Source organism: Mesorhizobium sp. L103C105A0 (assembly GCF_000502215.1).
In the GTDB taxonomy this organism is placed as follows: domain Bacteria; phylum Pseudomonadota; class Alphaproteobacteria; order Rhizobiales; family Rhizobiaceae; genus Mesorhizobium.
The window spans coordinates 90,144-117,135 of the sequence record NZ_AYXF01000007.1 but is presented as its reverse complement, the minus strand read 5'-3'; the positions used below and the strand labels follow the sequence as shown (position 1 = coordinate 117,135).

Here is a 26,992-nt window from a genome sequence, read left to right as displayed (position 1 = left end):
TTGGCCAAGGACGCGAAATCGGCCACCGGCTATACCTTTGTCGACCACAAGTTCGACGTGGTGGTCGTCGGCGCCGGCGGCGCCGGCCTGCGCGCCACGCTCGGCATGGCCGAGCAGGGCCTGCGCACGGCCTGCATCACCAAAGTGTTCCCGACCCGCTCGCACACGGTGGCGGCACAAGGCGGCATTGCCGCGTCGCTGTCCAACATGGGTCCGGACTCCTGGCAGTGGCACATGTACGACACCGTCAAGGGTTCGGACTGGCTGGGCGACGTCGACGCCATGGAATATCTGGTGCGCGAGGCACCGGCGGCGGTCTACGAGCTCGAGCATTACGGCGTGCCGTTCTCGCGCACCGAAGAGGGCAAGATCTACCAGCGGCCGTTCGGCGGACACATGATGAATTATGGCGACGGCCCGCCGGTGCAGCGCACCTGTGCTGCCGCCGACCGCACCGGTCACGCCATCCTGCACACGCTCTACGGCCAGTCGCTGAGGAACAATGCACAGTTCTTCATCGAGTATTTTGCGCTCGACCTGATCATGGAACCGGACGGCACCTGCACCGGCGTCGTCGCCTGGAACCTCGACGACGGCACCATCCATCGCTTCTCCGCCAAGATGGTGGTGCTGGCGACCGGCGGATATGGCCGCGCCTATTTCTCGGCGACGTCGGCGCACACCTGTACAGGCGACGGCGGCGGCATGGCGGCACGGGCCGGCTTCCCGTTGCAGGATATGGAGTTCGTGCAGTTTCATCCGACCGGCATCTACGGCGCCGGCTGCCTGATCACCGAAGGCGCGCGCGGCGAGGGCGGCTATCTCGTCAATTCCGAGGGCGAGCGCTTCATGGAACGCTACGCGCCGTCGGCCAAGGACCTGGCCTCGCGCGACGTCGTCTCGCGTTGCATGACGCTGGAGATCCGCGAAGGCCGCGGGGTCGGCAAGAACAAGGACCATATTTTCCTGCATCTCGACCATCTCGATCCGGCCGTGCTGCATGAGCGGCTGCCGGGCATTTCGGAATCGGCCAGGATTTTCGCCGGCGTCGACCTGACCAAGGAGCCGATCCCCGTGCTGCCGACGGTGCACTACAATATGGGCGGCGTGCCGACCAATTACTGGGGCGAGGTGCTGAACCCGACTGTCGAGAATCCTGACCGGGTGTCACCCGGGCTGATGGCGGTCGGCGAGGCCGGCTGTGCCTCCGTGCACGGCGCCAACCGGCTGGGCTCGAACTCGCTGATCGATCTGGTGGTGTTCGGCCGCGCCGCCGCAATCCGCGCCGGCCAGGTCATCGACCGTAATTCGGCGATCCCTTCGCCCAACGAAGCCTCGGTCGAAAACATCATGGACCGCTTCGACCGGCTGCGCCACGCCAATGGCTCGACGCCAACCGCTGTTCTGCGTGAGAAAATGCAGAAGGCGATGCAGGAAGACGCCGCCGTGTTCCGCACACAGGAGTCGCTCGAAAACGGCTGCAAGCGCATTTCGCAGATATGGACCGAGCTCAAGGACCTGAAAGTCTCCGACCGCTCGATGATCTGGAATTCCGACCTGGTCGAGACGCTGGAGCTGGAAAATCTGATGGCCAACGCCATCACCACGGTCTACGGCGCCGAGGCGCGCAAGGAGAGCCGCGGCGCGCATGCGCGCGAAGATTTCTCGGCCCGCGACGACACTATCTGGCGCAAGCATACGCTGGCCCGGCTAAGCGAGGACGGCCAGGTGAGCCTCAGCTATCGTCCCGTGCACACCGAGCCGCTGGTGGCGGAAAAGGACGGCGGCATCAGTCTTGCCAAGATCGCGCCGAAGGCCAGGGTATACTAACCATGGTGCCGAAGCCCGTCATCCGAAAGGATCTGAGGTAATGGTCGAACTCACGCTTCCCAAGAACTCCAAGGTGCAGCCGGGCAAGACCTGGCCGAAGCCGGAGGGCGCCACCAACCTGCGGGAATACCGCATCTACCGCTGGTCGCCCGACGATGACGAGAACCCGCGCATCGACACCTATTTCGTCGACATGGACGATTGCGGGCCGATGGTGCTCGACGCGCTGCTCTGGATCAAGAACAAGATCGATCCGACGCTTGCCTTGCGCCGCTCATGCCGCGAAGGCATTTGCGGCTCCTGCGCCATGAACATCGATGGCTCCAACACGCTGGCCTGCACCAAGGGCTGCGACGACATTTCCGGCGCCGTCAAGGTCTACCCGCTGCCGCATATGCAGGTGGTCAAGGATCTGGTGCCCGACCTCACCAATTTCTACGCCCAGCACGCCTCGATCCAGCCATGGCTGAAGACAGTGTCGCCAGAGCCGGCCAAGGAATGGCTGCAGAGCCATGAGGATCGCGAAAAGCTCGACGGGCTCTACGAGTGCATCCTGTGCGCCTGCTGCTCGACCTCGTGCCCGAGCTATTGGTGGAACGGCGACCGCTATCTCGGCCCGGCGACGTTGCTGCAGGCCTATCGCTGGCTGATCGACAGCCGCGACGAAGCCACGGGCGAACGGCTCGACGATCTCGAAGACCCGTTCCGGCTCTACCGCTGCCACACCATCATGAACTGCGCCCAGACCTGCCCGAAGGGGCTCAACCCGGCCAAGGCGATTGCCGAGATCAAGAAGATGATGGTGGAGCGGCGGGTTTAGTTGAGGCGAGTTCGCTCGCGGCAATCTCGAACGCGGCGATCCTTCGCGCGCCCCTCTGTCCTGCCGGACATCTCCCCCACGGGTGGGGAGATATCCGGTAGGACAGAGAGGTGGGCGCTGTCTCGCCGGCGCTAGAAAGGATACTCAACCCAATGAGCGAAGAGCTTCCAATCCTTAATCCGATCGAAGTCCGTGTGCTCGGCTGCCTGATCGAGAAGAAGGAGCTGACGCCGGATGTCTATCCGCTGACGCTGAATGCAGCACTTGCAGCCGCCAACCAGAAGACGGCGCGCGAGCCTGTGATGGCGCTCGAGCCGACAGAGGTGCATCGGACGCTGAAGCTGCTCGAGCAGAAGGGGCTGGTGCGTCAGATGTTCGGCTCGCGCGTCGAGCGCTATGAGCATCAGATGGCGCAGCGCTTCTCGCTGACGAGGCCGCAGACTGCGGTGATCGGCCTGCTTTTGCTGCGCGGGCCGCAGACGGCGCATGAGTTGCTGGCGCGAGCTGAGCGCATGGCGCGGTTTTCGTCGATCGAAGACCTGCGCGCTGAACTCGACATGCTGATCGGCCGCCGACCGCCGCTGATCCAGGAAATACCGCGCGGGCCAGGCCAGCGCGAGGACCGCTACGTGCATCTGCTCGCAGGACCGGTGGACGTCGCGGCGTTATCGGTGCAGCGGAGCGCGCCGGCCTTGCCTGCTTCCGACCTGGAAGCGAGATTGGAGGCTCTGGAGCAGGAAGTCGCAGCCCTTCGCGCCCGGCTTGATGCGCTGGGCGCCTAATAGTTATCCGAGACGTTGGTGGGACAGCACCCCCCTCTGGCCTGCCGGCCATCTCCCCCTCAAGTGGGGAGATCAGATGTCACGCCGGCCTTCGCCAATCACGAACGTCGAAAGAAAGTGCCAGCTACCGAGCTTCCAATCTCCCCGGGAGATGCCCGGCAGGGCAGAGGGGGGCGCGAAGAATCGCTACCCCGGGCAAAATCGGCGGATCACCCCAGCTTCGCGTCGAGCGACACTGCGATGGCCCCCAGTGCCTTCGAAACCGGGCACTCCGCCTTGGCCTTCTCGGCCAGTTCCTTGAACTTCGCCGCATCAATGCCCGGCACCTTGCCGATCAGGGTGATGGCGCTGCCGGTGATGCCGGTGCCGGGCACCAGCGTCACCACCGCCTTGGCGTCGAGCTCGGTGGCGGGCGTGCCGTTCTCGGCCAGGAAATGCGACAGCTGCATGGCGTAGCAGCCGGCGTGTGCCGCCGCGATCAACTCTTCGGGATTGGTGCCGGATTTGCCGCTCTCGTCCTCGAAGCGAGCCTTGAACGAATAGGGCGTGCCCTTCAAGGTGCCGCTCTGGCTGTCGAGCGTGCCCGTGCCCTCCTTCAGATTGCCTTTCCAGACGGCGTTTGCGGTGCGGTCCATAAGATTATCCTTGATTACAGCGACAGCGCCGGCCACGCGGCGTTCCCTCCAACTATAGCGCGGCGGCAGGGGAAGACCACCGCGCTGTTTCGGCCGGATGCGACGCCGGCGAGCCCTGCAAATCTTTTCTGAAAAATGTGCGTGCAAAAATGTCGACTTGCATCGGCGCCGGCCGTCCTGCGAGCGTCCACGGATTCTCGTGGCGGATGGAGATCCAAGATGAACAATCTGTTTTCTGCCCATTGGAACGACGCCGACAAAAGCGCGCGTCTACACGAGATCGAGTGCTCGCGACCTTCCGGCTTCGGCCGGCTGCTTGCTGCGGTCGCTGTGATCGGCATTGCGGTCTGCGTGCTCGACCACGCTGCTGCCGGCAGGGATGCCGCCGGCGCCGTGATCGCATATGCTTCGTCACAGCAAGGGAGCTGGAAATGAAATATGTCTGTCTGGTCTACGGCGAGGAAAAGGACCTCCATGCCATGACGCCGGAGCGTTTGGCCAAGCTCGACGCCGATTCGATGGCCTATGATCGGTCATTGGACCAGCAAGGCAAGCTGATCATCGCGCAGGCGCTGCAATCGGTGAAGACGTCGAAGACGGTGCGGCGGCGCCAAGGCAAGCGGCTGATCACTGACGGTCCGTTTGCCGAAACCAAGGAGCAGTTGCTTGGTTTCGTCATGATCGAAGCCGACACTCTCGAACAGGCGCTGGAGATCGCCGGCAAAATTCCGCTGGCCGAAATCGGCACCGTCGAAGTCAGGGCGATCTACGACGTGCCGGGGTCTTAAACTAGCCCCCGCTCCCTCACACATCTATGCAGGCCGGCGGATCATATCCGCCGCCTTCTCGGCGATCATCACCACTGGCGAGGCGGTGTTGCCGGAGACGATGCGCGGCATGATCGAGGCGTCGACGACGCGCAGGCCCTCGACACCGGTCACGCGCAGGTCCGGGCTGACGACGGCGCGGCCGTCGACACCCATCCTACAGGTGCCGACCGGATGAAAGATGGTCGTCGCGATCGAGCCGATCTGGTGCAGCAGGTCCTCGTCCGACTGGTGGGCGAGACCAGGCAGGATTTCTTCCGGATGGAAGCCGGCAAGAGCCTTGGCGGTCATGATGCCGCGCGCCTGGCGCACCGAACGCAGCGCGATCTCGCGGTCGCGCACCGTCGAGAGATAGTTCAGCCGGATTTCCGGCTGCACCGCCAGGTCGCGGGTCGTGGCGTGCACCGAGCCGACGCTCTCGGGCCGCAGATTGCAGACCGACATGGTGATTGCCGGGAACGGGTGCAGCGGGTCGCCCAGCCGGTCGGTAGACAAGGGCTGGACGTGGTACTCCAGGTCCGGCGTCGCCATCGACGGACCGGATTTCGAGAACATGCCGAACTGGCTCGGCGCCATCGACATCGGTCCCGAGCGGCCAAAGGCATATTGCAGCGCGATCTTCGCCTTGCCGCTCAGGCTGTTGGCTAGCGTGTTGAGCGTCAGCGCCGACGACACTTTGTAGGCAGTGCGGATCTGCAGATGGTCCTGAAGGTTCTCGCCGACATCGGGGCTGGCGTGAACCACATCGATGCCGAGCGCGGCGAGGCGATCCGGCTCGCCGACCCCGGAAAGCTCCAGCAGTTTCGGCGTGTTGATCGAACCGGCGGTCAGCAGCACCTCGCTCCTGGCCTTTGCCTCTATGGCTTGGCCGCCGGCGCGGTAGCGGACGCCGATAGCACGCTTGCCCTCGAGCAGCACTGTCTCGACATGCGCGTTGACGACCAGCCGAAGGTTGGGCCGTCGCAGCGCCGGGCGCAAGAATGCCTTGGCTGTGTTCCAGCGTACGCCCTTGCTCTGGTTGACTTCGAAGAAGCCGGACCCCTCATTGTCGCCGTCATTGAAATCCTCGCGCGGCATGATGCCGAATTCCTTGGCCGCCTCCTGCACCGTGTTCAGGATCGGCCAGGACAGGCGTTGCCGCGCCACTTTCCATTCGCCGCCGGAGCCATGCAGCTTGGTCTTGCCGCCATGATGGTCCTCGGATTTGAGGAAGTAGGGCAGCACATCGTCCCAGCCCCAGCCGACATTGCCCATCTGCCGCCAGCCATCGTAGTCCGCCGCCTGGCCGCGCATGTAGATCATGCCGTTGACCGAGGTGCAGCCGCCCAGCACCTTGCCGCGGGGATAGACCAGCGAGCGGCCGTTCAGGCCGGCTTCGGGGGCAGTCTTCATCATCCAGTCGGTGCGCGGATTGCCGATGCAATAGAGATAGCCGACCGGGATATGCACCCAGTGATAATTGTCGCTGCCGCCGGCCTCAAGCAGCAGCACGCGCGTCGCCGGGTTTTCGCTCAGCCGATTGGCCAGCACGCAGCCCGCCGTGCCTGCGCCGACGATGATGTAGTCGTAGTCGCCATCGAGCCGTTGGGTCATTGCGGTGGTTTACTCGGCGGTGTTCTACTCGGTTCTGCCGCCTGTTCGGCCCAGAACGATCGCAGCGTATCGGCAAGGCCGCAATAGGCGCGATAACGCCTGTTGTAATGGTCCTGCATGGCCGGGTTCGGACGATAGGCGGCGCTTGACCGGGTCATGGCGTCGACGCCGGCCTCATAGTCGGCGAACAGGCCGGCCGCGACCCCGGCGCCGATTGCCGCGCCAAGCGCGCCGGTCTCGCGCGCCTCAGGCACGGTGATCGGCACCCCAAGCCCGTCGGCGAAGATTTGCGGCCAGTGCTCGCTGCGCGAGCCGCCGCCGGATAGCACGGCTCTTTCGAAGCCGACGCCGGCTTTTTTCAAGACTTCGATGTGGCGCCGGTGCTCGAACATCACGCCCTCGAACAATGCGCGCAACAAATGGCCTTCCCCGTGCCAGCCGGCGAGGCCGTAGAAGCCGGCGCGAAACTCCGCCCCTTGCCCGGAGCCGTAGAGAAACGGGTGGAAAATCGGATCGTCCCAGGCCGGCGTCACCGCGCCGACAGCCGCGTTGCAGTGGCCGAACGGATCGTCATGATGGGCACCGCGCTCGACGAATTCGCGCACATACCATTCGAGATTGGCGGCCGATGTAGCGCTGGATTCGATATTGACGAAACGGCTGGGGCCGAAGCGCGCCGCCATGAAAACATCTGGGTCGCCAACCGGCGTAGTGGAGAAGACCTGATTGACCGACCAGGTGCCGGCGATAACAGAGGCTTCGCCGGGGCGCACGACGCCCGCCCCCATGGCGCTGGCGACGACGTCGAAATAGCCTGCGATGACCGGCATGCCTTCCGCCAGTCCGGTCTCTTCAGCCGCTTGCGGGGTGACCGCGCCGGCGATGTCGGCGCTGTCGAGCAATCGAGGCAGTTTGGCCTGCGCATCCTCAATGCCGTAGAGCGCGAGAAGCTCGGAATCATAGACGCCTTCGGGCATGCGGACGAGGCCGCAGCCGGACATGTCGGAGACATCGCTGACACGCTCGCCCGTCAAGCGGAAAGTGATGAAATCCTTGCACAGCATCGCCGTGCCGGTTGCGGCATAAAGGTCGGGCGCATGCTGCTTGACCCAGGCCAGCAAGGTCGGCGTCTGCGCCGGCCACGGCTTTTGCAGGCAGATCGCGTGCAGCGCTTCGGCATTGCGCGCCGCCAGCGTCGACGCCATGCCGGCGGCGCGCGTGTCGAGCGACTGGATGCCGATCAGCGGTTCGCCGGCACGGTCGACCAGATAAAGGCCGTTGCCATGGCCGGCGCAGCCGACGGCGGCGATCTCGCGGGCATCGATGCCGGCCTGCGCAATGCAGGCGCGTATGGCGTCGCGCGCAGCGGCCCACATGCCGCCGAGGTCGCGCTCGACATAGCCCGGCTGCGGCGTGTGCGAACGGCCGGCGACCGCATGCATGGCGAGCTGCCGCCCGGTATGATCGAACAGCACCGCCTTGATGATGGTGTTGCCGGCGTCGAGGCCGAGCAGATAGGCGGCTTGATCAGCCATTGTTGTAGATGTCCCAAGCCTCTTCGCCGCCGGCGTCGTTGTGGATCATCGCCATCAACGCACTCACTACCGCCTTCGGATTGGCATGCTGATAGATGTTGCGGCCATAGACCAGCCCCTTGGCGCCTTGTCTGAGCAGGGCTGACGATTTTGCCAGCACCGTCTTGAGATCGTCCTTGCCGCCGCCACGCACCAGCACCGGCACGCGTGCCGCCTCGACGACGCGGTGGAAATCTTCCGCGTGCTCGGTGGGGTCGGCCTTGATGATGTCGGCGCCCATTTCGGCGGCGAGCCGCACCAGCGTCACGATCTTTTCCGCATCGCCGTCGACCTGATAGCCGCCTCTGATATCGTTGGGCAGCATAACCAGCGGCTCGATCATCAAGGGCATGCCGTATCGCTGGCAGGCGGCGCGGACCTTGGCGATGTTTTCGACGCATTGGCGAAACAGTTCCGGCTCGTCGGGCAGCATGAACAGATTGACGACGACGCAGGCCGCATCCATCTCCAGCGCGCCGATGATCGGCTCGTCATAATTCTGCAGCATCGACCACATCACCCGGTGGCGCTGGGCATTGTAGGGGTTGCCCATGTCGATGCGCATGACCAGCGCCGGCTTGTCCTTGTCTTTCCGCGACTGCAAGAGGTCGGCCTGGCCATAGGTCAGCTGCAACGCGTCGGGCCCTGCCGCGATCAGTGTGTCGATGACCTTCGCCATGTCCTCCAGGCCAACGAGAAACCCCGGTTCATTGCAGACGCCGTGATCGAGCGCCACGTCGAGGCAATTGCCGTTGGTGAACATCCGGTTCATCCGGGCCTTGGTGCTGACTTTCATGTTCTGCTCCTGGGATCGTGCGTTGGTCGAGCATCTCTTGCGAGACGCCGTGATAGGTGTCGAGTTCGGCGATGAGACTTTTTATCTCCTCGTCGCGGTGCGGATCGCTCCAGCCGCGCTCGGCGGCCAGCGCATCGGCGATCCCTTCGATTGATACCATCGAGATGTCGCCGGCAATGGCAAGCGACGTGCGGCGCAAGACAACATCCGAGAGGCAGGTCACGAACTCATGCCGGGCGAGATAGACGATCTCGGCCGCCGTGGTCTCGGTCCTGTCATCGAGCCTGATATCGTCGGGACGCCCGAGGCAGAACAGGATGATGGCGCGCGCGCCGTTGCCGTAGCGATCGGCGAGATAGGCGGCGCGGTTGGCGCTGATCGCGAACTCACCCGCCAGCTCGGCCGCCAACGATGCCGGGGCCGTGGGGAATCCAAGGCCGCCGCCGATCGGTAGCGCCAGCGTGCCGCGGATGCGCTCGCGGCCAAGCTCGGCCAGCACGTCATCGGCCGCCTGTTCGGCGAAGGCGCGGAAGGTCGTCCACTTGCCGCCGATCATGCAGAATTGCGGGATGTCGCCGGCAATGCGGTGTACGGAATGGCCGCGCGATATTCGGCCGGTGAAGGCATGGTCGCTCTTCGGCAGTGGCCGGATGCCGCTATAGGTGAAGACGACGTCGGCGGCATGGACCGGAATGGACGGGAATACCAACCGCGCCGCCGCCAATATGTAGTCGGTCTCGGCCGGTTCGCAGCGCACGCGCCCGGCCTCGCTGACGCGGATGTCCGTCGAGCCGACCAGCACCTTGCCGAGATAGGGAAACATGATGCAGACGCGGCCGTCGGCATTCTCGAAGAAAATCATGTGGCCACTGAGCGCCTGGTACAGCGGCTCGTTGTCGAGGATGAGGTGCGAGCCCTTGGTGCCCTCGACCAGGGGCGCCGCGGGCTTTTCGGAGGCGTCGAGCCGGGCGATCGCCGAATCCAGCCATGCGCCGGTCGCATTGACGATCGCCTTGGCGGTCACGGTGAAGCCTTCACCACCCACCGTATCGGTGAGCTCGAAGGAGGAGCCCGCGCGCGCGATCTCGGCGCGATTGAGCGCGAGGCTGTCGGGCGCCAGGCGTGCGGTATCGAGCAGCAATTCGATGCCGAGCCGTTCGGGGTAGCTGATCCAGGCGTCGTAATAGGTAGCGGAAAAGCGCAGTTTGGGATCGAGCGCCGGCCATTGCGCGAAGGTCGCCCTGGCGCCACGGAAACTGTGGCGCGGCAGCACCCGGCGCTTGCGCGTCGTCCAGTCGTAGAGCGCGAGGCCTGCCTTGATCGCCAGCGCGCCGCGGCTGGAAGGCGTTTCCGAAAAGCCGAGAAAGCCTGCCGCGCCGTTCATCAGCCCGGAGAAGACGGAGCGGATCGGAATTGTCGTCGGCAGCGGCCGCACCATATGCGGCGCATTGGCCAGCAGCGCGTCGCGTTCGCGCAACGATTCCTGCACCAGGCCGAACTCGCCATTCTCGAGATAGCGCAGGCCGCCATGGATCATGCGCGAGGGTGCCGCACTGCAGCCCGAACAGAAATCGTTGCGTTCGACCAGCAGAACTCGGAGACCCTGCAGCGCCAGTTCGCGGAAAACGCCGATGCCGTTTATGCCGCCGCCCATGACGACGACATCGAACGCGCCGTTGCGGCGGATCGTGTCGAGGATGACGGTTCTCTGATCAGGCATGGCTTTGCCGGGCAAGGTTGGGCCGTTCTGCCGTCCGGTGGACGGCAGCTCAACTTGGTTCGGGTTACTGGTGGCGGTCAGGCGTCGAGATTGGTCAGATGGCGGCTGGCGGCCTCACTGATCTGGTTGATCTCCTGTCCCGACAATTTGATGCGGCCGGCCTGCGCGTTTTCCCTGGCTTGCTGCGGGCTGCGCGCGCCGCAGAGTGAGAAGGTGATGCCGGGCTGCTGCAGCGTCCAGGCGATGACCACCTGCGCCTCGCTGGCGCCGTGCGCCTCGGCACTCGGCCTGATCGCTTCCATCAGCGCTGCCACCTTGCGGCGGTTGGCGAGCGAGAAGCGCGGATTGTCCTTGCGCTGGTCGTCGCCGGTAAAGACGCGGTCGGGACCGATCTTGCCCGAGAGCAGACCGAGCGCCAGGGAGGAATAGCTGAGCACCGACACGTTGTTCCCGGCGCAGAAGGGCAAGAGATCCTGTTCCATGTCACGCGCAACCATGCTGTATTCCTGCTGGACCGCATCGAGTTGGCCGGCCGCGAGATAGGCCTTCACATCGGCGACGCTGACATTGCTGGCGCCGATGGAGCGGATCTTGCCCTGGGTCTTGAGGCGGTCGAGCGCTTCCATCGTTTCAGTGACCGGCGTGGTCGGATCCTGCCAGTGGGTGATGTAGTGGTCGATATGGTCGGTGCCGAGGCGGCGCAGGCTCTGCTCGACTTCGTAGACGACAGAGTCGGCACCGAGATAGCGATGCACCGGCGCGCCGTCATAGTCGAAGAAGTGGTTGCCCTTCTTGGTATGCCAGACCAGCCCAAGCTTGGTGGCAAGGACGACCTTGTCACGGCGACCCTTTATCGCCTTGCCGACGATTTCCTCGGACAGCCCCTTGCCGTAGGCCGGCGCGGTGTCGATCAGCGAAACGCCTTCGTCGATCGAGGCGCGGATGGTGTCGATCGACTGCGCCTCGTCGGTGCCGCCCCACATCCAGCCGCCAATGGCCCAGGTGCCAAGGCCGATTGCGGAGGCGGATATTCCCGACGCGCCAATGGTGCGCGTCAACATTTCAGGCGACATTGCGTATGCTCCCCGCATTGCTCAGGACTGCATTGGCCGTCTCTTCGTCGACGACCAGTGATTTGAGATAGTTGCCGCGAAGCGCTGCGCGGATCGGCCAGACCTTTTCGGCGCCGCTAGCGACGCCCATCACCGACCGGCAACGACCGAGCTCCGAAGGCGCCAGCGCCACCAGGCGGTCGTTGGGCGGATAGTCGGCCAGCGTGCCGTCGTCGCGGATCAGATGCGCAAGGAACTCGCCGACTGCGCCGCTGGCGGCGAGTTTTTCGCGGTCGGGATCGAGGCCCGGGTGGAGGTCGTAATAGCTCGACCCCGGCGTCTGGATCGAGCCGACGCCGACCAGCGCGATCGCCGCCTTGCGCGCCAGATCGAAGATTTCGCGCACCGAGGCCATGTCCAGCAGGAGATCGCGCTGCTCGCGGCTTTCGGCAAAGAGCGGCGCATGCAAGAGCATGCTGGTGCCGCCGAGGCGTTCGGCCAGCCGCGTCGCCAGATGGTTGACGTCGGTATAGTGCTTGCCCTGGACGCCGCCGGTCAGCGGCACGACGGTGACGTCGAAGGCGCGCTCGGGCTGCAGGTTTTCGACCAGCGCGCTGATCGCCTTGCCGCCGGTAATGGCGATGACGTCGCCGTCGCGCAAAGTCTCGAGCAACTGGTTGGCCGCCGCGCGCCCCACCTGCTGCAGCGTGCTGTCGGGACTGCCGGCCACGGTCGGCGTCACGATCGCGGCTGCCAGTTGCGCGACCTCGATCAGCTGCTTTTCGATGTCGACGAGGCGCTGGAACGGGCTCTCGACCGCGATCCTCAGCATGCCGAGCTTGCGCCCTTGCGCGATCAGCCGATTGACTTTCGACGCCGAAAGGTTGAGCGCCGCCGCAATGTCGTTCTGCTTCATGCCGTCGACGAAGTGCAGCACCAGAACGGTGTGGATCTGCCGGATCGCCTCGAAATCTTCCCTGCCGTCCGCCATCTCAGCCCCGCGGCTTGTTGAAGTAGTAATCGGCGGTGACCGCCGTCAGCAGAATGGACCCGCGGATGATGTCCTGCCAATAGACGGACACGTCGAGCAGAGCGAGCGAGCTTGAAACGACGGAGAGCAGGATGGTGCCGAGGATGGCGCCGAGAATGGTGCCGGAGCCGCCGGTCAGGCTGGCGCCGCCGATCACCGCGGCGGCGATGACGTTTAGTTCCATGCCGGAGCCGAAGGTCGGCTGGGCCGAGCCGAAACGGGCCATGTAGATCACGCCGGCAAAGCCGCACAGGGTCGAGCAGAGCGTCGTCGTCAGGAACACGACCTTCTTGGTACGGATGCCGGAATAGGCGGCCGCCTTCTCATTGCTGCCGGTGTAGAAGACTTTGCGGAACATCGTCGTGCGGCGCAGCATGAAGTCGGACAGGATGACGAAGACGATGAAGATGATGATGACGACCGGAATGCCGCCAATGGCGCCCTGGCCGATGAATTTGAACTCGGGCGGCAGTGTGTAGAGCCCGAGCGGCCGGCCGCCGGTGCCAAGCAAGCAGAGCCCGCGCGCGATCACCATTACCGCCAGCGAGACGATGAAGTGGTGCAGTCCCACTCGGGTGACGAAGAAGCCCATGAAGGCGCCGATGCCTGCACAGGCCGCTATTGCAATCAATGATGCCAGCCAGGGGTCGACGCCGCCGAGGAAGAGCAGGCCGGCAATGACCATGGCGAGTGCGGTGACCGAGCCGACCGAGAGGTCGATGCCGCCGGAGATCAGCAGGATCGTCATGCCGACCACGACAATGCCTTCGACCGCGAAGGCCATCGCCATCGCCCGCATATTGTCCCAGGTCAGGAAATAGGGCGATGCGAACGACATAATGATAAACAGCACGGCGATGATGAGGATCAGGCCGGTCTCGCGCATCCTGATCAGGCCGCCGAGCCTTTCACCGAACCCGATGCGGGCCGGCGGCGTCACGCTGTCCATGCTTTCCCCCACGATGCTCATGCGGCGCTCCGTTGCCGGCCGTCATCGGCAAGCGATGCCAGGACCATGATGTTTTCTTCGGTCATTTCCGCGCCGGTGACCTCGCCGGTGATGCGTCCCTCGCGTATGATCAGCACCCGGTCGCAGACACCGATCAGTTCCGGCAGTTCCGACGAGATGACCACGATGCCGACGCCGTCGCGCGCCAGCTTGCGCAGGATCCGGTGGATTTCGGCCTTGGCGCCGACATCGACGCCGCGCGTCGGCTCGTCGAGGAAGATCACTTTCGGGTCGACCGACAGCATCTTGGCGATCGCCACCTTCTGCTGGTTGCCACCCGAGAGCGTCGAAACCGGCTGGCCGACATGGCCGCATTTCAGCGACAGCTGCCTGCCGATGGTTTCCGCCCGCTGCTTCTCGCGGCGGTCGTTGATGAGGCCGAAGCGCGTCGAGATCCGATCCACCGCCAGCGCCGAGATGTTGGCGGCGATCGACATGTCGAGGAACAGCCCGTCACCCTTGCGGTCCTCGGAGAGGTAGACGATGCCGGCGGCGATGCTGTCGCCATAATGGGTCAGCGACAGCGGCTTGCCATGCAGGCTGACATTGCCGGTCACCTGACCCTCCAGCCGGCAGATACCCCGAACGATCTCGCTGCGACCGGCGCCGATCAGGCCGCCAATGCCGAGGATTTCGCCCTTGCGCAACTGGAAGCTGATGTCGCGGAAGGTGGTTGCTTCCGAGAGCTTGTTAACCTCGAGCAGGATCTCCTCAGACCGCTCGTCGTCGCGCAGCTTCTCGGGATAGAGGCTGTCGATGACGCGGCCGACCATGGACGCCACCACCTGTTCGGGCGTCGTCGCCGATATGTCGAGCGTGGTGATGTACCGGCCGTCGCGCAGCACCGTGACGCGATCGCAGTATTCGAAGATTTCGGCCATGCGGTGCGAGATGTAGATGACGCCGATGCCTTCGCCGGCAAGCTGGTGGATGATCTCGAACAGTTTCTTGGCCTCGCGCTCGGTCAGCGCTGCCGTCGGCTCGTCGAAGATGAGGATGCGGCAATCGAGCGTCAGCGCCTTGGCGATTTCGACCAGCTGCTGCTGGGAGATCGACAGGCTCCGCGCCATCGCGGTCGGATCGAGGTTGCCAAGTCGCGCCAGGATGGCTGTCGCGCGTTTCTCGAGGTCACGGTAATTCATCAGCAAAGCCTTGCTGGCGTTGGTGATCGACATGAAGATGTTTTCCGCCACCGAGACATCGGGGCAGAGCGCGATCTCCTGATGCACGAAGCCGATGCCGAGCTTTTGCGCCGCCAGCGGCGAGGGGACCGAAACGGAGCGGCCGTCGATCTGGATGTCGCCGCTGTCGGGCGGCAGTATGCCGTCGATCACCTTCATCAACGTCGACTTGCCGGCGCCGTTCTCGCCGGCAATGGCGTGAATTTCGCCGGCGCGCAGCTCGAACCCGACATCGCGCAACGCACGGACAGGGCCGAACGATTTGCTGAGGCCGGATATTTTGAGGAGGGCCGGGATTTCCACTTGTGTGCTCACCTGCTCAGGGAGGGATAAGGCAACCGCGCCGGATGGCGCGATTGCCTGATGGACGCGATTAGCTGGGATCGCGGCCCTGCATGTACTTGTTCAGGTCGAACGAGTCGGCATTCTCCTTGGTGATGACGGCAAAGCCGTTATCGGCGAAGGGGATGCTCATCGGGTTGTGGCCCGACGTCTTGTAGTCGTTGAACGGGTCGATCAGCTCCGGATGCGCCGCCATGAAGGTGGCGACGAAGCCGAGATAACCCTGCATGCCCTGGTTCGGGCTCAGCGCCATGTGGATGTTGCCGGCCTTGATCTGCTCCAGCGTCGCCGGGGTGATGTCGGCGTGCATGATCAGCACCTTGGCCTTGGCTTCGAGAACGGCCGCGACCGCGCCTTCGGCCGAACCGGCTTCCGGAATCCAAAGCGCCTTGAGGTTCGGGTTGGCTTGCAGCATCGAGGCCACCGCCTTGTTGGCGACATTGGCGTCCTGATTGGAGGCCTGGCGTCCGACCAGCTTCATCTTCGGATAGTTCTTGGCGAGATAGTCGATGAAGGCGGTGACGCGCAGATCGTGGTTGCTCTGGCCGGGGTTCTCAAGCACGCCATATTCGGCATCGTCGCCGACCTGCTTGACGATCTCCTCGGCGGCAAACTTGGCTTCCGCCAGATTGTCCGAGGTGATGTAGGAGACGCGCTTGGATTTTGGCGAGTCGGCGGCGAAGGTGACGACGGTGGTGCCGTTCTCGATGGCGCGGTTGATCGGCTCGATGAACGGATCGGCCTGCATCGGGTGAAGCAGCACGCCGGCCGGCTTCTTGATCAGATCCTGTTCGAAGGAAGCGATCTGCTTGGCGATGTCATAGTCCGGCGTGCCCGAAAACACTGTCTTGCAGCCCATCGCCGCAGCCGCCTGCTTGAAGCCCTGATAGACCGGCACCCAATAGGGATGCGCGGAGACCATGACGTTCATTACGTAGGTCTCATCCGGCTTGCACTGAAACTTGCTCTCTGCCGACGCTGGCATCGCCAGGGTCAACGTCATCACGGCGGCGCTCAGCGCGCCCACCAGCCCAATCCTGTTCATTCTCTCCTCCGGGTTCCCCGACGATGAAAGCCTCGTCGCATCAGCTTTGCAAGAAATTTCATAAGATGAAATCTCTGGCGGGGTTGAATACGGCGGGATTTGTGGCATGTCAATGATGGCGAACGAAATATCAGTATGTGAAATATCTTGCAGGTGGAGTGGGGTGGATGCGAAGTCGGCGTTATCGCCAAGCGGTTGCATCATTAGCGCCCGTGACGAGCGACCTGAACACAGGACGTCCGATCTCGGCGTCTGGATGATTAGGGGGCCAGCTCTGTTTTCTCATCAGATACAATTCTTGCGTGTTGAAGCAACGCCGGAGTTCTCCTATCGTCGCCGCAATTTTCGGGGGAATTCGACATGCCTTTCCTGATTGCTATTCTCGGCGTGCTGGGAGCCGGGGCGTTCTGGTGGTATCGCATGAAGGCCATGAACGAAGCTGCGCGCGAGGTCGCCGACGTCGTCGGCCGCGTCCAGGGCAACATAAGGCGCAAGAAGCTGCGCAAGCAGGCGGCGCTGTCGCCGCTGACGGCGATCGACGATCCGGTGGTGGCGGCGGCAACGCTGATCACCGCACTGGCAGCGGAGCACGGCCCGATCCTGCCGAAGCGCGAAACGGTCATCCGCGAGGTGATCTCGCAGATTGCGGACAACCAGAAGAAGACCGATGAAGCCGTCGTCTACGCCAAATGGGCCGCGGCGCAGATCGACGACACGACGATCGTCATCGACAAGCTGGCGCCCTTCCTGCGCGAGCGCCTCGATCCGCATGAGCGCGAAGATCTGCTGCAGATGCTGGATCGTGTTGCCAAGAGCGGCGAGCAGAGTTTCAAGGTCGCCGACCAGCGCATGCTGCGGCTGCGGCAGAAGCTGGGGTTTGAGGTCAACTGAGAACAGCCCGGGCGCATGTCATTCTGGATAGCGAGCGCGGTAGGATCGGCTGCCGCTTACCTTATCGGCTCTACGCCTGCCGGCTATCTGGCGGGGAAACTGCTTAAGGGCATCGATATCCGGGAGCACGGCTCCAAGTCCACCGGTGCGACAAATGTATTGCGCACACTCGGGAAATGGCCAGCATTGGTGGTGCTTCTGGTGGACGTGCTGAAAGGGGCGGCAGCGGTCATCTTTGCCCGTTGGTTTTGTTTCTGGTCTTCCGCAACGCCGCCGTCGGCAATATCTGATATGCCCGTTTGGGCTCCTTGGGTTGTATGCCTGGCCGGACTCGCTGTTTTGCTTGGGCATAGCCGTTCGATCTGGCTGAATTTCACCGGCGGCAAATCGGCTGCGACGGGGTTGGGTGTTTTGTTGGCGATGTCCTGGCCTGTGGGTCTAGGCGCGGCGACGGCATTTGCCGTGGTGTTGGCAGTTTCCCGAATTGTGTCCCTGAGTTCGATGCTGGCGGCGCTCACCGCGATCGCCCTCGTCGGCGGCATGGAACAACCATTGCCCTACCGGTTGCTGGTCATTGCCGGCGGCATCTACGTGATCGTGCGCCACCGCGCCAACATTGCGCGGCTGATGTCAGGAGCCGAGCCGCGTCTATGACAAAGCGGCACTCATTCCCGGCCTAAATCGCCTCACCCTTGAGCAGCCGTGGTGTGCCGTTGGACAACCCCGATGCCTGCCGGATGAAGAACTCCTTCAGCCTGGGCATCCGTTCGACGAGGCCGAGGCCTACGTCGCGGAGCTGGCGCAGCGCGCCGATGTCGTTGGAAAACAGCCGGTTCAGCACATCTGTGGTGACGCCCATCTGCACCGTGTCGAAGCGGCGCCATTGCTGGTAGCGCTCGAGCACGTCGAGCGCGCCGATATCCTGTCCCAAGCGATCGGCCTCGACCACCACTTCGGCAAGGGCCGCCACATCCTTGAAGCCGAGATTGAGGCCCTGGCCGGCGATCGGGTGGATGCCGTGCGCGGCGTCGCCGGCAAGCGCGATGCGCGGGGCGACGAAGGCGCGCGCGATGGTCAGGCCGAGCGGCCAGGCGCGCGGCTTGTCGGTGACGCGGATTTCGCCGAGCTTCAGGCCGAAGCGCAATTCAAGCTCCTGCTCGAAGGCGAGGTCGTCGCCCGAGACCAGCTTTTCGGCATCCTCGGAACGTTCGACCCAGACCAGCGACGAACGGTTGGTGCCGTCCTCGGTCGGCTTGAGCGGCAGCGTTGCAAACGGGCCGGCCGGCAGAAAATGCTCTTCGGCGCGGCCATTGTGCGGGCGCTCATGCGCCACCGTGCAGACGATGCCGGACTGGCCATATTCCCATTTCACCGTCTTGATGCCGGCCATGTCGCGCAATTTGGAATTGACGCCGTCGGCGGCGACCAGCAGCCGCGCCTCAATCGCCGCGCCGTCGGCCAGATGCACGGTGATGCCGGCGCCATTGCCGTCGAACGATGCGACCGCGACACCTTCGATGATGTCGATGCCGAGCTTTTGCGCGCGGCGGCGCAAGGCGCTGTTCAGGTCCTTGTTGGCGACCATGTGGGCGAACGGTTCGCCCGGCGCGACCTCGCCATCGAAGGTGAGAAACACCGGACGCACCGGATCGGCGGTGCGCGAATCGGTGACGATCATCTCGGTGATCGCCTGCGATTGCCCGACGATTTCCTGCCAGACGCCGAGCTGGTCGAGCATGCGGCAGGCGGCGGCGGCGATCGCCGAGGCGCGGCGGTCCTTTTGCCAGACGCCGGCGGGGGCAGCATCAACGACCGCCACGGCGAGGCCCGGCCGCGCCTGTTTCAGCGACACGGCGGCGGCGAGGCCGACATAGCCGGCGCCAGCGACCAGCACGTCGAGCGGGGTTTTTGCGTCCGGGTTGCGGTTCGCCATGTCAATTCCTTTCGAAGTCTCGACCATCCCCGCCCACTGGGGCATTCCGGCCTTGACTGCCCGCCATTCCTGTCGGAAACCGCCATAGCATCTTACGGCGAGGTCACGAAGCATGACGGCGGCCATGGACGAGCTTCTCAGCATTCTCGACCTCGAGCAGCTGGAACACAATCTGTACCGTGGTCGCAGCCCCAAGCTCGACTGGCAGCGCGTTTTCGGCGGCCAGACCATCGCCCAGGCGCTGGTCGCCGCGCAGCGCACCGTCGAGCCCGAGCGCCACGTGCATTCGCTGCACGGCTATTTCATGCGGCCCGGCGACACCAAGGTGCCGATCGTCTACGAGGTCGACCGCATCCGCGATGGCGGCTCCTTCGCCACGCGGCGCGTGGTGGCGATCCAGCACGGCCAGGCGATCTTTTCGCTGGAAGCCTCGTTCCAGCAGGACGAGGTTGGCCTTGAGCATCAGCTGCCGATGCCGCGCGACGTGCCGCCGCCCGACAGCCTGTTGTCGCAGCGCGAATTGCTGGGCAAGTTCGGCGAGGCGGTGCCGGACGGCATCAAGCGCTACTGGGAGCGTGACCGGCCGATCGAGATGAAGCCGGTGATGCTGAAGCATTACACCAGCCGCGAAAAGCTGGAGCCGCAGCAGAACATCTGGATCCGCACCACCGGCCCGGTGCCGGCCGACCGCGGCATCCAGGCGGCGGTGCTTGCCTACCTCTCCGACATGACGCTGCTCGACACCTCGACCTTTGCGCACGGCCGCGCCATTTTCGACCGCGACATCCAGGCGGCGAGCCTCGACCATGCGATGTGGTTCCATCGCAGCCATCCGCTCGATGACTGGATCCTGTACACGCAGGACAGCCCGTCGACGCAGGGGTCGCGCGGCTTCACCCGCGGCTCGCTGTTTGCCCGCGACGGCACGCTGATCGCCTCGGTTGCCCAAGAAGGCCTGATCCGGCTGAAGCGGCCGCCTGCGGAATAGGCATTTTCGAAAGATTGCCTACTTTTTAATCAGTGACTGTCCGTTGACAGTGCGCACCGTGGCGCCGGGAGTCGAGCGATCCGTTTGTTTACAATGAGTTAACACCCTGCTTCGGCAACTGGCACGGAGCTTGAATCCTGTTGGGCACTCTCCGGGCTTTTTGGGATCGGTGAAGGTGTGCAAACGCGGGGGACCGCAACAGCAAAGGGTGAAACCTTATGAAAATCGTGATGGCAATCATCAAGCCGTTCAAGCTCGACGAGGTGCGCGAAGCGCTCACCGCCGTCGGCATCCAGGGCCTGACCGTCACCGAAGTCAAAGGCTACGGGCGTCAGAAGGGACACACGGAAATCTATCGCGGGGCGGAATACGCGGTCAGTTTCCTGCCGAAAATCAAGATCGAAGTCGCGGTTAGCACAGACCTGGTCGACAAGGCCGTCGAAGCCATCACGGCGGCGGCCAAGACCGGCCAGATCGGCGACGGCAAGATCTTCGTCTTCGGCATCGATCAGGCGGTGCGCATCCGTACCGGCGAAACAGACACCGACGCACTTTGAGCGGCGAGCACGTATTCCAATGGAGAGTTCAATGAATATACCTTCCACCTTGAAGTCAGTGGCGCGCTCCGCGCTGCTGGGCTCCTTAGCGCTCGGAGCATTGGGCACGGTTGCTGCCTTCGCGCAGGAGGCGGCTCCCGCCGTCGCGGCGGCAGCGCCAGCAGCGCCGGCTTTTACCGTCGACAAGGGCGACACCACGTGGATGATGATTTCCACCGTGCTGGTGCTGTTGATGACCATTCCCGGCCTTGCGCTTTTCTACGGCGGCCTGGTTCGTACCAAGAACATGCTGTCGGTGCTGATGCAGGTCTTCACCATCACCAGCGTGGTCATGATCATCTGGGTCTTCTACGGCTACAGCCTCGCCTTCACCCCGGGCAACGCCTTCGTCGGCGGCCTTTCGAAGATGTTTCTCTCCGGCGTCAACGTATCGACGCTTTCGGAAACCTTCAGCAAGGGCGTCGCCATTCCTGAACTGGTGTTCGTCGTCTTCCAGATGACCTTCGCCTGCATCACGCCCGCCCTGATCGTCGGCGCATTCGCCGAACGCGTCAAATTCTCCGCCTTGATCCTTTTCGTTATCCTATGGGTGACGTTAATCTACTTCCCGATCGCGCACATGGTCTGGTTCTGGGGCGGCCCGAGCGCCTATGCCGACCCGTCCGGCCTGATCTTCAGCTTCGGCGCCATCGACTTCGCCGGCGGCACGGTCGTTCACATCAATGCGGGCATTGCCGGTCTCGTCGGCGCGCTGATGATCGGCAAGCGCATCGGCTACAAGAAGGACATCATGGCGCCGCACTCGATGACCCTGACCATGGTCGGCGCTTCATTGCTGTGGGTCGGCTGGTTCGGCTTCAACGCCGGTTCGAACCTCGAAGCGAACGCCTATGCGGTGCTGGCGATGATCAACACCTTCGTCGCCACGGCGGCGGCGGCAGTGGCCTGGATCGTGCTTGAATCGCTGCTGCGCGGCAAAGCCTCCATGCTCGGCGCTGTTTCGGGCGCGGTCACCGGCCTCGTCGCGATTACGCCGGCTGCAGGTTTTGCCGGCCCGATGGGCGCTATCGTGCTTGGCATCGTTGCCACCTTCGTCTGCTACTTCTTCGTCTCGGTGGTGAAGAACACGTTCGACTATGATGACAGCCTCGATGTCTTCGGCGTCCACTGCGTCGGTGGCATCATCGGTGCGCTAGGCACTGGCATTCTGGTCAATCCCGCCCTCGGCGGCGCCGGCATCGTCGACTATTCGACGGCCGACTTCGCCGCCGGCTATGCCGGCACGGCCACGCAGCTCCTGGCGCAGGGCAAGGGCGTCCTGGTAACCCTGCTGTGGTCGGGCATCGGCAGCGCCATCCTCTACAAGGTCGTCGACTTGATCATCGGTCTGCGTCCGACAGCCGACGCCGAGCGCGAAGGCCTCGACCTGACTTCGCATGGCGAAGCGGCCTACCACTCGTAAGCCTTGCGGGGCGGCCTCGGCCGCCCCGCATTCTCCCATCCCGTCGTGACGCTCCCGAAAGGAGTTCACGCTTTGAGGCCCGGGTCATTCCGGGCCTTTCTTTTTGGCAACCGTGCTGGCAGGCCACGGTCCCTGCGCAATCACGTTCTAGTGATGGCCGCCGGCGGGGAGACGTCGACCGGATTGGTTCCGAACTGTTGAGACTGCCTACAGTGGAGTGAGCAAGATCGTGGCTCTGGGTGCGTATAGTTAATGCGGCCTTAACCTTCCCCCCGATAGTCTGACATCCGAATCTGCCGGAGTGCGTCATGCGCCCGGCCAGTCCATGACAGACGGGGAACGAAGCATGCGTTCAGGGGCTTCAGCACCGCTCGCGCTGACCGATACGGGGCACGGCATCCAGGCATTCGCGCGGCGCCAGGTCGGGCGGCTGGTCGGCGCCGGCCTGTTTGCGCTGGTCGCCTTTGGCGTCGCGGCGCTGGCGACCTGGAACGTCGCCGATCCCAGCTTCTCGCACGCCACCGCCAACATCGTCACCAACGCCATGGGTTATGCGGGCGCGGTATTCTCCGACCTCGCCATGCAGTTCTTCGGCCTTGCCGCGGTCGCCGCCCTGGTGCCGGCGGTGATCTGGGGCTTTCTCCTGTTTTCGGCGCGCGGCGTCGACAGGCTGCCGAAGCGCGGCCTTGCGTGGTTCGGCTTCGCGCTGCTCGCGGCGGCGATGGCCGGCTGCGTGGTGCCGCCCAAGACGTGGCCGTTGCCGACCGGCCTCGGCGGTGTGTTCGGCGACATGGTGCTCAATATTCCGGGCGTGGTCATTGGCGGCTACCCGACCGGCATCGTTGCCAGCATCATTGCCATTGTGCTCATTGCGCCGGCGCTGTGGCTGTTTGCCTATGGCTCGGCGCTGATTGCGCGCAAGAACGGCTTTGCCGTCATGGAGCGCACCGCGGAGCCCGATCCCCGAGAGGACGACCTGCTCTTCGACGAAGACGAGGACGAGGGCGACGAGGGGATACTGGCGCTCGGCGCCGTTACCCACTGGTGGCTGTCTTTCCGCGCCTGGATGCATCGCCGGGCTGTGCGCCGCCAGCAGGAGCGCGACGAGTTCGAGCCGGAGATGGAGCAGCGCTCCACCGCATGGCGCCGCGCCGCCGAACGGGTCGAATCGGCGGAATTCGCCGAAGCGCGGATGAGCCCGGATGGCCGCGCCCGCGTCGAGCCGGAATTCTTCGCCGCCATGGTCAATGACCGCAGCGTTTCCGTCGATCCGGACGATGACGACGTCCTCGATGCCGGTTTCGACAATGGCGACGAGGAGGTCGAACTCGACGACGAGCCGGTCCCGCGCCGTGCCGCGCCGAACGCCAAGGTGCAAAACTTCCGGTCAGATGCGGCGACCCGCGTCGCCGCACCTGCGCCGCGTCCCGCTCCCGGCGCGCGCGTCCAGCGCGAGGCGCAGACCTCGCTGATCGGCTCGGAAACATTCGAAATGCCGTCGCTGCATTTCCTGTCGGAGCCGAAGAACGTGGTGCGCGACGCCAGCCTGTCCAAGGACGCGCTGGAGCAGAATGCGCGCCTGCTCGAAGGCGTTCTGGAGGATTTCGGCGTCAAGGGCGAGATTATCGCGGTACGGCCCGGCCCGGTGGTCACGCTCTATGAGTTGGAGCCGGCGCCCGGCATCAAATCGTCGCGCGTCATCGGCCTGTCCGACGACATCGCCCGCTCGATGAGCGCCATTGCCTGCCGCGTCGCCGTGGTGCCCGGCCGCAACGCCATCGGCATCGAATTGCCGAATGCCAAGCGCGAGACCGTCTATCTCCGGGAGATCCTGGCCAGCCGCGATTTCGAGACGACCAAGTCCAAGCTGGCGCTGGCGCTGGGCAAGACCATCAATGGCGAGGCGGTGATCGTCGACATCGCCAAGATGCCGCATGTGCTGGTCGCCGGCACCACCGGCTCCGGCAAGTCCGTCGCCATCAACACCATGATCCTGTCGCTGCTCTACAAGCTGACGCCGCAGGACTGCCGGCTGATCATGATCGACCCGAAGATGCTCGAACTCTCCGTCTATGACGGCATCCCGCACCTGCTGACCCCGGTGGTCACCGACCCGAAGAAGGCCGTGGTGGCGTTGAAGTGGACGGTGCGCGAGATGGAGGACCGCTACCGCAAGATGTCCAAGGTCGGCGTGCGCAACATCGACGGCTTCAACGCGCGCGTGCAGTTGGCTGAAAAGAAGGGCGAAAAAATCTCGCGCACCGTGCAGACCGGCTTCGACCGCCAGACCGGCGAGGCGATCTACGAGACCGAGAACCTCGATCTCGAGCCGATGCCCTACATCGTCGTCATCATCGACGAGATGGCCGATTTGATGATGGTCGCCGGCAAGGACATCGAAGGCGCGGTGCAGCGCCTGGCACAGATGGCGCGCGCGGCCGGCATCCATGTCATCATGGCGACGCAGCGTCCGTCGGTCGACGTCATCACCGGCACCATCAAGGCCAATTTCCCGACCCGTATCTCCTTTCAGGTGACGTCGAAGATCGACAGCCGCACCATTCTGGGCGAGCAGGGCGCCGAGCAGCTGCTCGGCATGGGCGACATGCTGTACATGGCCGGCGGCGGCCGCATCCAGCGCGTGCACGGCCCGTTCGTCGCCGACGACGAGGTCGAGAAGATCGTCGCCCATCTGAAGCTGCAGGGCGTGCCCGAATATCTCGACGCCATCACCGAGGATGACGGCGAGGACGATGACGAGCCGTCGGGCAAGGGCGGCGCTGGTGGTGGCGGCAACAGCAATTTCGAGGATTCCGACGATCCCTACGACCAGGCGGTCTCGGTCGTGCTGCGCGACGGCAAGGCGTCGACCAGCTATATCCAGCGCCGGCTCGGCATCGGCTACAACCGCGCCGCCTCGATCATCGAGAAGATGGAGAAGGAAGGCATTGTCGGCCCGGCCAACCATGCCGGCAAACGCGAAATCCTGGTGCCGACCGAGGACGACAAGTTCTGATCAGCCGATACGGCCCGGCGGCAACCTTGAACCTTTTGGCGCGTTACAGCGACTGAGCGCTGTCCGGCCCGCCAAACTTAAGTCTAACTGGGGGTCCACGGACTGCAACGAGACACACACCACACGAGAGTGACCGGCATGAAAAACGATCTTTCCGCGATCAGCGATTTCGCTCCAAACCGTCGCCGGTTGCTCGGCCTTGGCCTGATGCTTGCCGGCGCCGCGGCCATCAACGTCGTGCCGGGGTTCCAGCTCTTGGCCTCGGCGCAGGCGGCGGTGCCGCCGACGGCGCAAAAGATCGCCGACCATTTCTCCTCGGTCAAATCGATGAGCGGCGAGTTCGTCCAGTTCGGCCCCAACAACCAGCAGACCGGCGGCAAGTTCTTCCTTGAGCGGCCAGGCAAGATTCGCTTCAATTATGACGGCAAGTCGAATTTCCGGGTGATTTCCGACGGCAAGTCGGTGGTCATCCTTAACAAGCGGCTGAAAACGTCCGATCTCTATCCGTTGTCGAAGACACCGCTGAAGCTGTTGCTCGACACCAAGATCGACCTCTCGGGCGGTCGCGTCAAATCGATCAAGGAAGAGAGCGACCTCACCACCATCCAGCTTGCCGACAAGTCGGTGTTCGGCAATTCGAAGATCACCATGATGTTCGATCCGAAATCCTATGATCTGCGCCAGTGGACCATCACCGACGCGCAGGGCAAGGACACCACGGTGATGATCTACAACACCAAGGAAGGCGTCAGCTTCCCTGCGGATACGTTCGCCATCGACTATACGGCGAACCGCGAGCTGAACACCAACCACCGCTAGATCCGGTGAGGCCGGCCTGCAAATGGCGATCTCCTGCGCTTCCGGTGCTCACGTGGTTTAAGTACGCTCCGCTCCGGTTCTCGGAGACCGCCATTCGACTCGGCCTGACCTGAATCAGGGCCGCCGCCCGCAAAGGCTGGCTTGTTTTTGTGGCGCTCGGCTGGCAGTAGATCGGCGACCTTGTTCGGATCGCCGCATGCCCTTCTCCATCGCCACCTGGAACATCAATTCCGTGCGCCTGCGCATGCCGATCGTCGAGCGGCTGCTGACGGAGCAGGCGCCCGATGTGCTTTGCCTGCAGGAGACGAAGGTTCCCGACGAGCTGTTTCCGGAAAAGGCGTTCCGCAAGGCCGGCTACGAGCACATCGCATTCCATGGCCAGAAGGGCTATCACGGCGTTGCGACGGTGGCGCGGCGGCCGATCGAGATTGTCGAGAAACGGCGCTTCTGCGAGATCGATGACAGCCGGCATCTGTCGGTCAAGGTGCAGGCCGGCGGCAAGGCAATCCTGGTCCACAATTTCTATGTGCCGGCCGGCGGCGACGAGCCCGATCCGGAGATCAACCGCAAGTTCCGCCACAAGCTCGATTTCGTTGCCGAGATGAACGCCATCCACGCCGCGCATGACGAGGTGTCGGCTTCGATCCTGGTCGGCGACCTCAACATCGCGCCGCAGGAGCACGATGTCTGGTCGCACAAGCAATTGCTCAACGTCGTCAGCCACACGCCGGTCGAGACGCAAAATTTCGACGCGATGCGGATCGCCGGCGACTGGGTCGACCTGATGCGGCTCGACGTGCCGCCAGAGCAGAAGCTCTACACCTGGTGGAGCTATCGCGCGCGGGACTGGGAAGCCTCGAACCGCGGCCGCCGGCTCGACCATGTCTGGTCGTCACCGAACCTGGTGCCGAGCTTTGCCGGCTATGAGATCCTGCGAGAGGCGCGTGGCTGGGAGCGGCCCTCGGACCATGTGCCGGTGATTGCGCGGTTCGACCTGGATTAGGCGTGCCGATATTCAGGTGAGGCCGGCCTGCAATGGCCGATACCTGCGCTTCCGGTGCGTACTTTGAGTACGCTCCGCTCCGGTTCT

At 64.0% G+C, this 26,992-nt stretch carries 24 protein-coding genes; 13 read left to right on the top strand and 11 right to left on the bottom strand.

The genetic code is table 11. From position 1 onward, the window contains the following. From sdhA to X727_RS144590, 3 genes are all read left to right on the top strand, one after another. Positions 1-1,830, top strand: a complete 1,830-nt coding sequence (gene sdhA / locus X727_RS144580; RefSeq protein WP_023834682.1) for a succinate dehydrogenase flavoprotein subunit — start codon at positions 1-3, stop codon at positions 1,828-1,830. Positions 1,831-1,870: 40 nt separating this feature from the next. Next, a complete protein-coding gene (locus tag X727_RS144585; RefSeq protein WP_023670510.1) occupies positions 1,871-2,650 on the top strand; it encodes a succinate dehydrogenase iron-sulfur subunit in 780 nt (259 codons plus the stop codon). A gap of 152 nt (positions 2,651-2,802) precedes the next feature. Beyond that, positions 2,803-3,432, top strand: a complete 630-nt coding sequence (locus X727_RS144590) for a DUF480 domain-containing protein (protein WP_023683887.1) — start codon at positions 2,803-2,805, stop codon at positions 3,430-3,432. Positions 3,433-3,641: 209 nt separating this feature from the next. Here X727_RS144590 and X727_RS144595 read toward each other — a convergent pair whose 3' ends face one another. Further along, the gene (locus X727_RS144595) at positions 3,642-4,067 is read right to left on the bottom strand and encodes an OsmC family protein (protein ID WP_023807689.1); all 426 of its coding nucleotides are present in this window, start codon (positions 4,065-4,067) and stop codon (positions 3,642-3,644) included. 219 nt (positions 4,068-4,286) lie between these two features. Between X727_RS144595 and X727_RS144600 the strand changes: the two genes are divergently transcribed. Both X727_RS144600 and X727_RS144605 read left to right on the top strand, forming a co-directional pair. Beyond that, positions 4,287-4,502 carry a hypothetical protein gene (locus tag X727_RS144600; RefSeq protein WP_023834681.1) on the top strand — a complete coding sequence of 72 codons (216 nt, stop codon included), beginning with the start codon at positions 4,287-4,289 and terminating at the stop codon, positions 4,500-4,502. Next, positions 4,499-4,855, top strand: a complete 357-nt coding sequence (locus X727_RS144605; RefSeq protein ID WP_023670506.1) for a YciI family protein — start codon at positions 4,499-4,501, stop codon at positions 4,853-4,855. Before X727_RS144600 ends, X727_RS144605 begins: the two co-directional genes overlap by 4 nt. Positions 4,856-4,879: 24 nt before the next feature. Here X727_RS144605 and X727_RS144610 read toward each other — a convergent pair whose 3' ends face one another. From X727_RS144610 to X727_RS144650, 9 genes are all read right to left on the bottom strand, one after another. Beyond that, positions 4,880-6,487, bottom strand: a complete 1,608-nt coding sequence (locus X727_RS144610) for a GMC family oxidoreductase N-terminal domain-containing protein (protein ID WP_023834680.1) — start codon at positions 6,485-6,487, stop codon at positions 4,880-4,882. Beyond that, on the bottom strand, positions 6,484-8,022 hold the full coding sequence (locus X727_RS144615) for an FGGY-family carbohydrate kinase (protein ID WP_023834679.1): 1,539 nt from the start codon (positions 8,020-8,022) through the stop codon (positions 6,484-6,486). Before X727_RS144615 ends, X727_RS144610 begins: the two co-directional genes overlap by 4 nt. Next, on the bottom strand, positions 8,015-8,857 hold the full coding sequence (locus X727_RS144620; protein ID WP_023687718.1) for a class I fructose-bisphosphate aldolase: 843 nt from the start codon (positions 8,855-8,857) through the stop codon (positions 8,015-8,017). The genes X727_RS144615 and X727_RS144620 overlap by 8 nt, the downstream gene beginning before the upstream one ends. Then, on the bottom strand, positions 8,769-10,577 hold the full coding sequence (locus tag X727_RS144625; RefSeq protein WP_023745401.1) for a glycerol-3-phosphate dehydrogenase/oxidase: 1,809 nt from the start codon (positions 10,575-10,577) through the stop codon (positions 8,769-8,771). Before X727_RS144625 ends, X727_RS144620 begins: the two co-directional genes overlap by 89 nt. 77 nt (positions 10,578-10,654) lie before the next feature. Next, complete coding sequence (locus X727_RS144630; protein WP_023834678.1) at positions 10,655-11,650, bottom strand: aldo/keto reductase; 996 nt, start codon at positions 11,648-11,650, stop codon at positions 10,655-10,657. Further along, positions 11,640-12,620, bottom strand: coding sequence for a sugar-binding transcriptional regulator (locus X727_RS144635; RefSeq protein WP_023736785.1), 981 nt, complete (start codon positions 12,618-12,620; stop codon positions 11,640-11,642). The genes X727_RS144630 and X727_RS144635 overlap by 11 nt, the downstream gene beginning before the upstream one ends. A 1-nt stretch (position 12,621) precedes the next feature. Then, positions 12,622-13,608, bottom strand: a complete 987-nt coding sequence (locus X727_RS144640) for an ABC transporter permease (protein WP_031204466.1) — start codon at positions 13,606-13,608, stop codon at positions 12,622-12,624. 17 nt (positions 13,609-13,625) lie between these two features. Next, a complete protein-coding gene (locus X727_RS144645) occupies positions 13,626-15,152 on the bottom strand; it encodes a sugar ABC transporter ATP-binding protein (RefSeq protein WP_023745398.1) in 1,527 nt (508 codons plus the stop codon). 70 nt (positions 15,153-15,222) lie between these two features. Next, on the bottom strand, positions 15,223-16,194 hold the full coding sequence (locus tag X727_RS144650; RefSeq protein WP_050587426.1) for a substrate-binding domain-containing protein: 972 nt from the start codon (positions 16,192-16,194) through the stop codon (positions 15,223-15,225). 402 nt (positions 16,195-16,596) lie between these two features. Here X727_RS144650 and X727_RS144655 point away from each other — a divergent pair, with 402 nt between their 5' ends. Further along, positions 16,597-17,127 (top strand): hypothetical protein, encoded by a 531-nt coding sequence (locus X727_RS144655; protein WP_023670503.1) that lies wholly within the window; start codon positions 16,597-16,599, stop codon positions 17,125-17,127. 15 nt (positions 17,128-17,142) lie between these two features. Beyond that, on the top strand, positions 17,143-17,781 hold the full coding sequence (gene plsY / locus X727_RS0134305) for a glycerol-3-phosphate 1-O-acyltransferase PlsY (RefSeq protein ID WP_031204464.1): 639 nt from the start codon (positions 17,143-17,145) through the stop codon (positions 17,779-17,781). 22 nt (positions 17,782-17,803) lie between these two features. On the opposite strand, the gene X727_RS144660 is transcribed toward plsY, so the two are convergent. Then, entirely contained in the window at positions 17,804-19,060 is a 1,257-nt protein-coding gene (locus X727_RS144660; protein ID WP_023834677.1) for a ubiquinone biosynthesis hydroxylase, read from the bottom strand. A 112-nt stretch (positions 19,061-19,172) separates the two neighbouring features. Here X727_RS144660 and tesB point away from each other — a divergent pair, with 112 nt between their 5' ends. From tesB to xth, 6 genes are all read left to right on the top strand, one after another. Then, positions 19,173-20,048 (top strand): acyl-CoA thioesterase II, encoded by an 876-nt coding sequence (gene tesB / locus X727_RS144665; RefSeq protein ID WP_023683895.1) that lies wholly within the window; start codon positions 19,173-19,175, stop codon positions 20,046-20,048. Positions 20,049-20,266: 218 nt separating this feature from the next. Next, on the top strand, positions 20,267-20,605 hold the full coding sequence (locus X727_RS144670; protein ID WP_023670499.1) for a P-II family nitrogen regulator: 339 nt from the start codon (positions 20,267-20,269) through the stop codon (positions 20,603-20,605). A 31-nt stretch (positions 20,606-20,636) separates the two neighbouring features. Further along, on the top strand, positions 20,637-22,067 hold the full coding sequence (locus X727_RS144675) for an ammonium transporter (protein WP_023670498.1): 1,431 nt from the start codon (positions 20,637-20,639) through the stop codon (positions 22,065-22,067). 346 nt (positions 22,068-22,413) lie between these two features. Beyond that, complete coding sequence (locus X727_RS144680) at positions 22,414-25,083, top strand: DNA translocase FtsK (protein ID WP_023834676.1); 2,670 nt, start codon at positions 22,414-22,416, stop codon at positions 25,081-25,083. A gap of 138 nt (positions 25,084-25,221) precedes the next feature. Next, complete coding sequence (locus X727_RS144685; RefSeq protein WP_023834675.1) at positions 25,222-25,902, top strand: outer membrane lipoprotein carrier protein LolA; 681 nt, start codon at positions 25,222-25,224, stop codon at positions 25,900-25,902. A 196-nt stretch (positions 25,903-26,098) separates the two neighbouring features. Continuing rightward, the gene (xth, locus tag X727_RS144690) at positions 26,099-26,905 is read left to right on the top strand and encodes an exodeoxyribonuclease III (protein WP_023698380.1); all 807 of its coding nucleotides are present in this window, start codon (positions 26,099-26,101) and stop codon (positions 26,903-26,905) included. Positions 26,906-26,992: the final 87 nt, after the last annotated feature.

What these genes read in the sequence shown, in the direction of transcription:
- X727_RS144585 (WP_023670510.1), top strand. Translation starts at nt 1,871, where the DNA reads ATGGTCGAACTCACGCTTCCCAAGAACTCCAAGGTGCAGCCGGGCAAG.
- X727_RS144590 (WP_023683887.1), top strand. Translation starts at nt 2,803, where the DNA reads ATGAGCGAAGAGCTTCCAATCCTTAATCCGATCGAAGTCCGTGTGCTC.
- X727_RS144595 (WP_023807689.1), bottom strand. Translation starts at nt 4,067, where the DNA reads ATGGACCGCACCGCAAACGCCGTCTGGAAAGGCAATCTGAAGGAGGGC.
- X727_RS144600 (WP_023834681.1), top strand. Translation starts at nt 4,287, where the DNA reads ATGAACAATCTGTTTTCTGCCCATTGGAACGACGCCGACAAAAGCGCG.
- X727_RS144605 (WP_023670506.1), top strand. Translation starts at nt 4,499, where the DNA reads ATGAAATATGTCTGTCTGGTCTACGGCGAGGAAAAGGACCTCCATGCC.
- X727_RS144610 (WP_023834680.1), bottom strand. Translation starts at nt 6,487, where the DNA reads ATGACCCAACGGCTCGATGGCGACTACGACTACATCATCGTCGGCGCA.
- X727_RS144615 (WP_023834679.1), bottom strand. Translation starts at nt 8,022, where the DNA reads ATGGCTGATCAAGCCGCCTATCTGCTCGGCCTCGACGCCGGCAACACC.
- X727_RS144620 (WP_023687718.1), bottom strand. Translation starts at nt 8,857, where the DNA reads ATGAAAGTCAGCACCAAGGCCCGGATGAACCGGATGTTCACCAACGGC.
- X727_RS144625 (WP_023745401.1), bottom strand. Translation starts at nt 10,577, where the DNA reads ATGCCTGATCAGAGAACCGTCATCCTCGACACGATCCGCCGCAACGGC.
- X727_RS144630 (WP_023834678.1), bottom strand. Translation starts at nt 11,650, where the DNA reads ATGTCGCCTGAAATGTTGACGCGCACCATTGGCGCGTCGGGAATATCC.
- X727_RS144635 (WP_023736785.1), bottom strand. Translation starts at nt 12,620, where the DNA reads ATGGCGGACGGCAGGGAAGATTTCGAGGCGATCCGGCAGATCCACACC.
- X727_RS144640 (WP_031204466.1), bottom strand. Translation starts at nt 13,608, where the DNA reads ATGGACAGCGTGACGCCGCCGGCCCGCATCGGGTTCGGTGAAAGGCTC.
- X727_RS144650 (WP_050587426.1), bottom strand. Translation starts at nt 16,194, where the DNA reads ATGACGTTGACCCTGGCGATGCCAGCGTCGGCAGAGAGCAAGTTTCAG.
- X727_RS144655 (WP_023670503.1), top strand. Translation starts at nt 16,597, where the DNA reads ATGCCTTTCCTGATTGCTATTCTCGGCGTGCTGGGAGCCGGGGCGTTC.
- plsY (WP_031204464.1), top strand. Translation starts at nt 17,143, where the DNA reads ATGTCATTCTGGATAGCGAGCGCGGTAGGATCGGCTGCCGCTTACCTT.
- X727_RS144660 (WP_023834677.1), bottom strand. Translation starts at nt 19,060, where the DNA reads ATGGCGAACCGCAACCCGGACGCAAAAACCCCGCTCGACGTGCTGGTC.
- tesB (WP_023683895.1), top strand. Translation starts at nt 19,173, where the DNA reads ATGACGGCGGCCATGGACGAGCTTCTCAGCATTCTCGACCTCGAGCAG.
- X727_RS144670 (WP_023670499.1), top strand. Translation starts at nt 20,267, where the DNA reads ATGAAAATCGTGATGGCAATCATCAAGCCGTTCAAGCTCGACGAGGTG.
- X727_RS144675 (WP_023670498.1), top strand. Translation starts at nt 20,637, where the DNA reads ATGAATATACCTTCCACCTTGAAGTCAGTGGCGCGCTCCGCGCTGCTG.
- X727_RS144680 (WP_023834676.1), top strand. Translation starts at nt 22,414, where the DNA reads ATGCGTTCAGGGGCTTCAGCACCGCTCGCGCTGACCGATACGGGGCAC.
- X727_RS144685 (WP_023834675.1), top strand. Translation starts at nt 25,222, where the DNA reads ATGAAAAACGATCTTTCCGCGATCAGCGATTTCGCTCCAAACCGTCGC.
- xth (WP_023698380.1), top strand. Translation starts at nt 26,099, where the DNA reads ATGCCCTTCTCCATCGCCACCTGGAACATCAATTCCGTGCGCCTGCGC.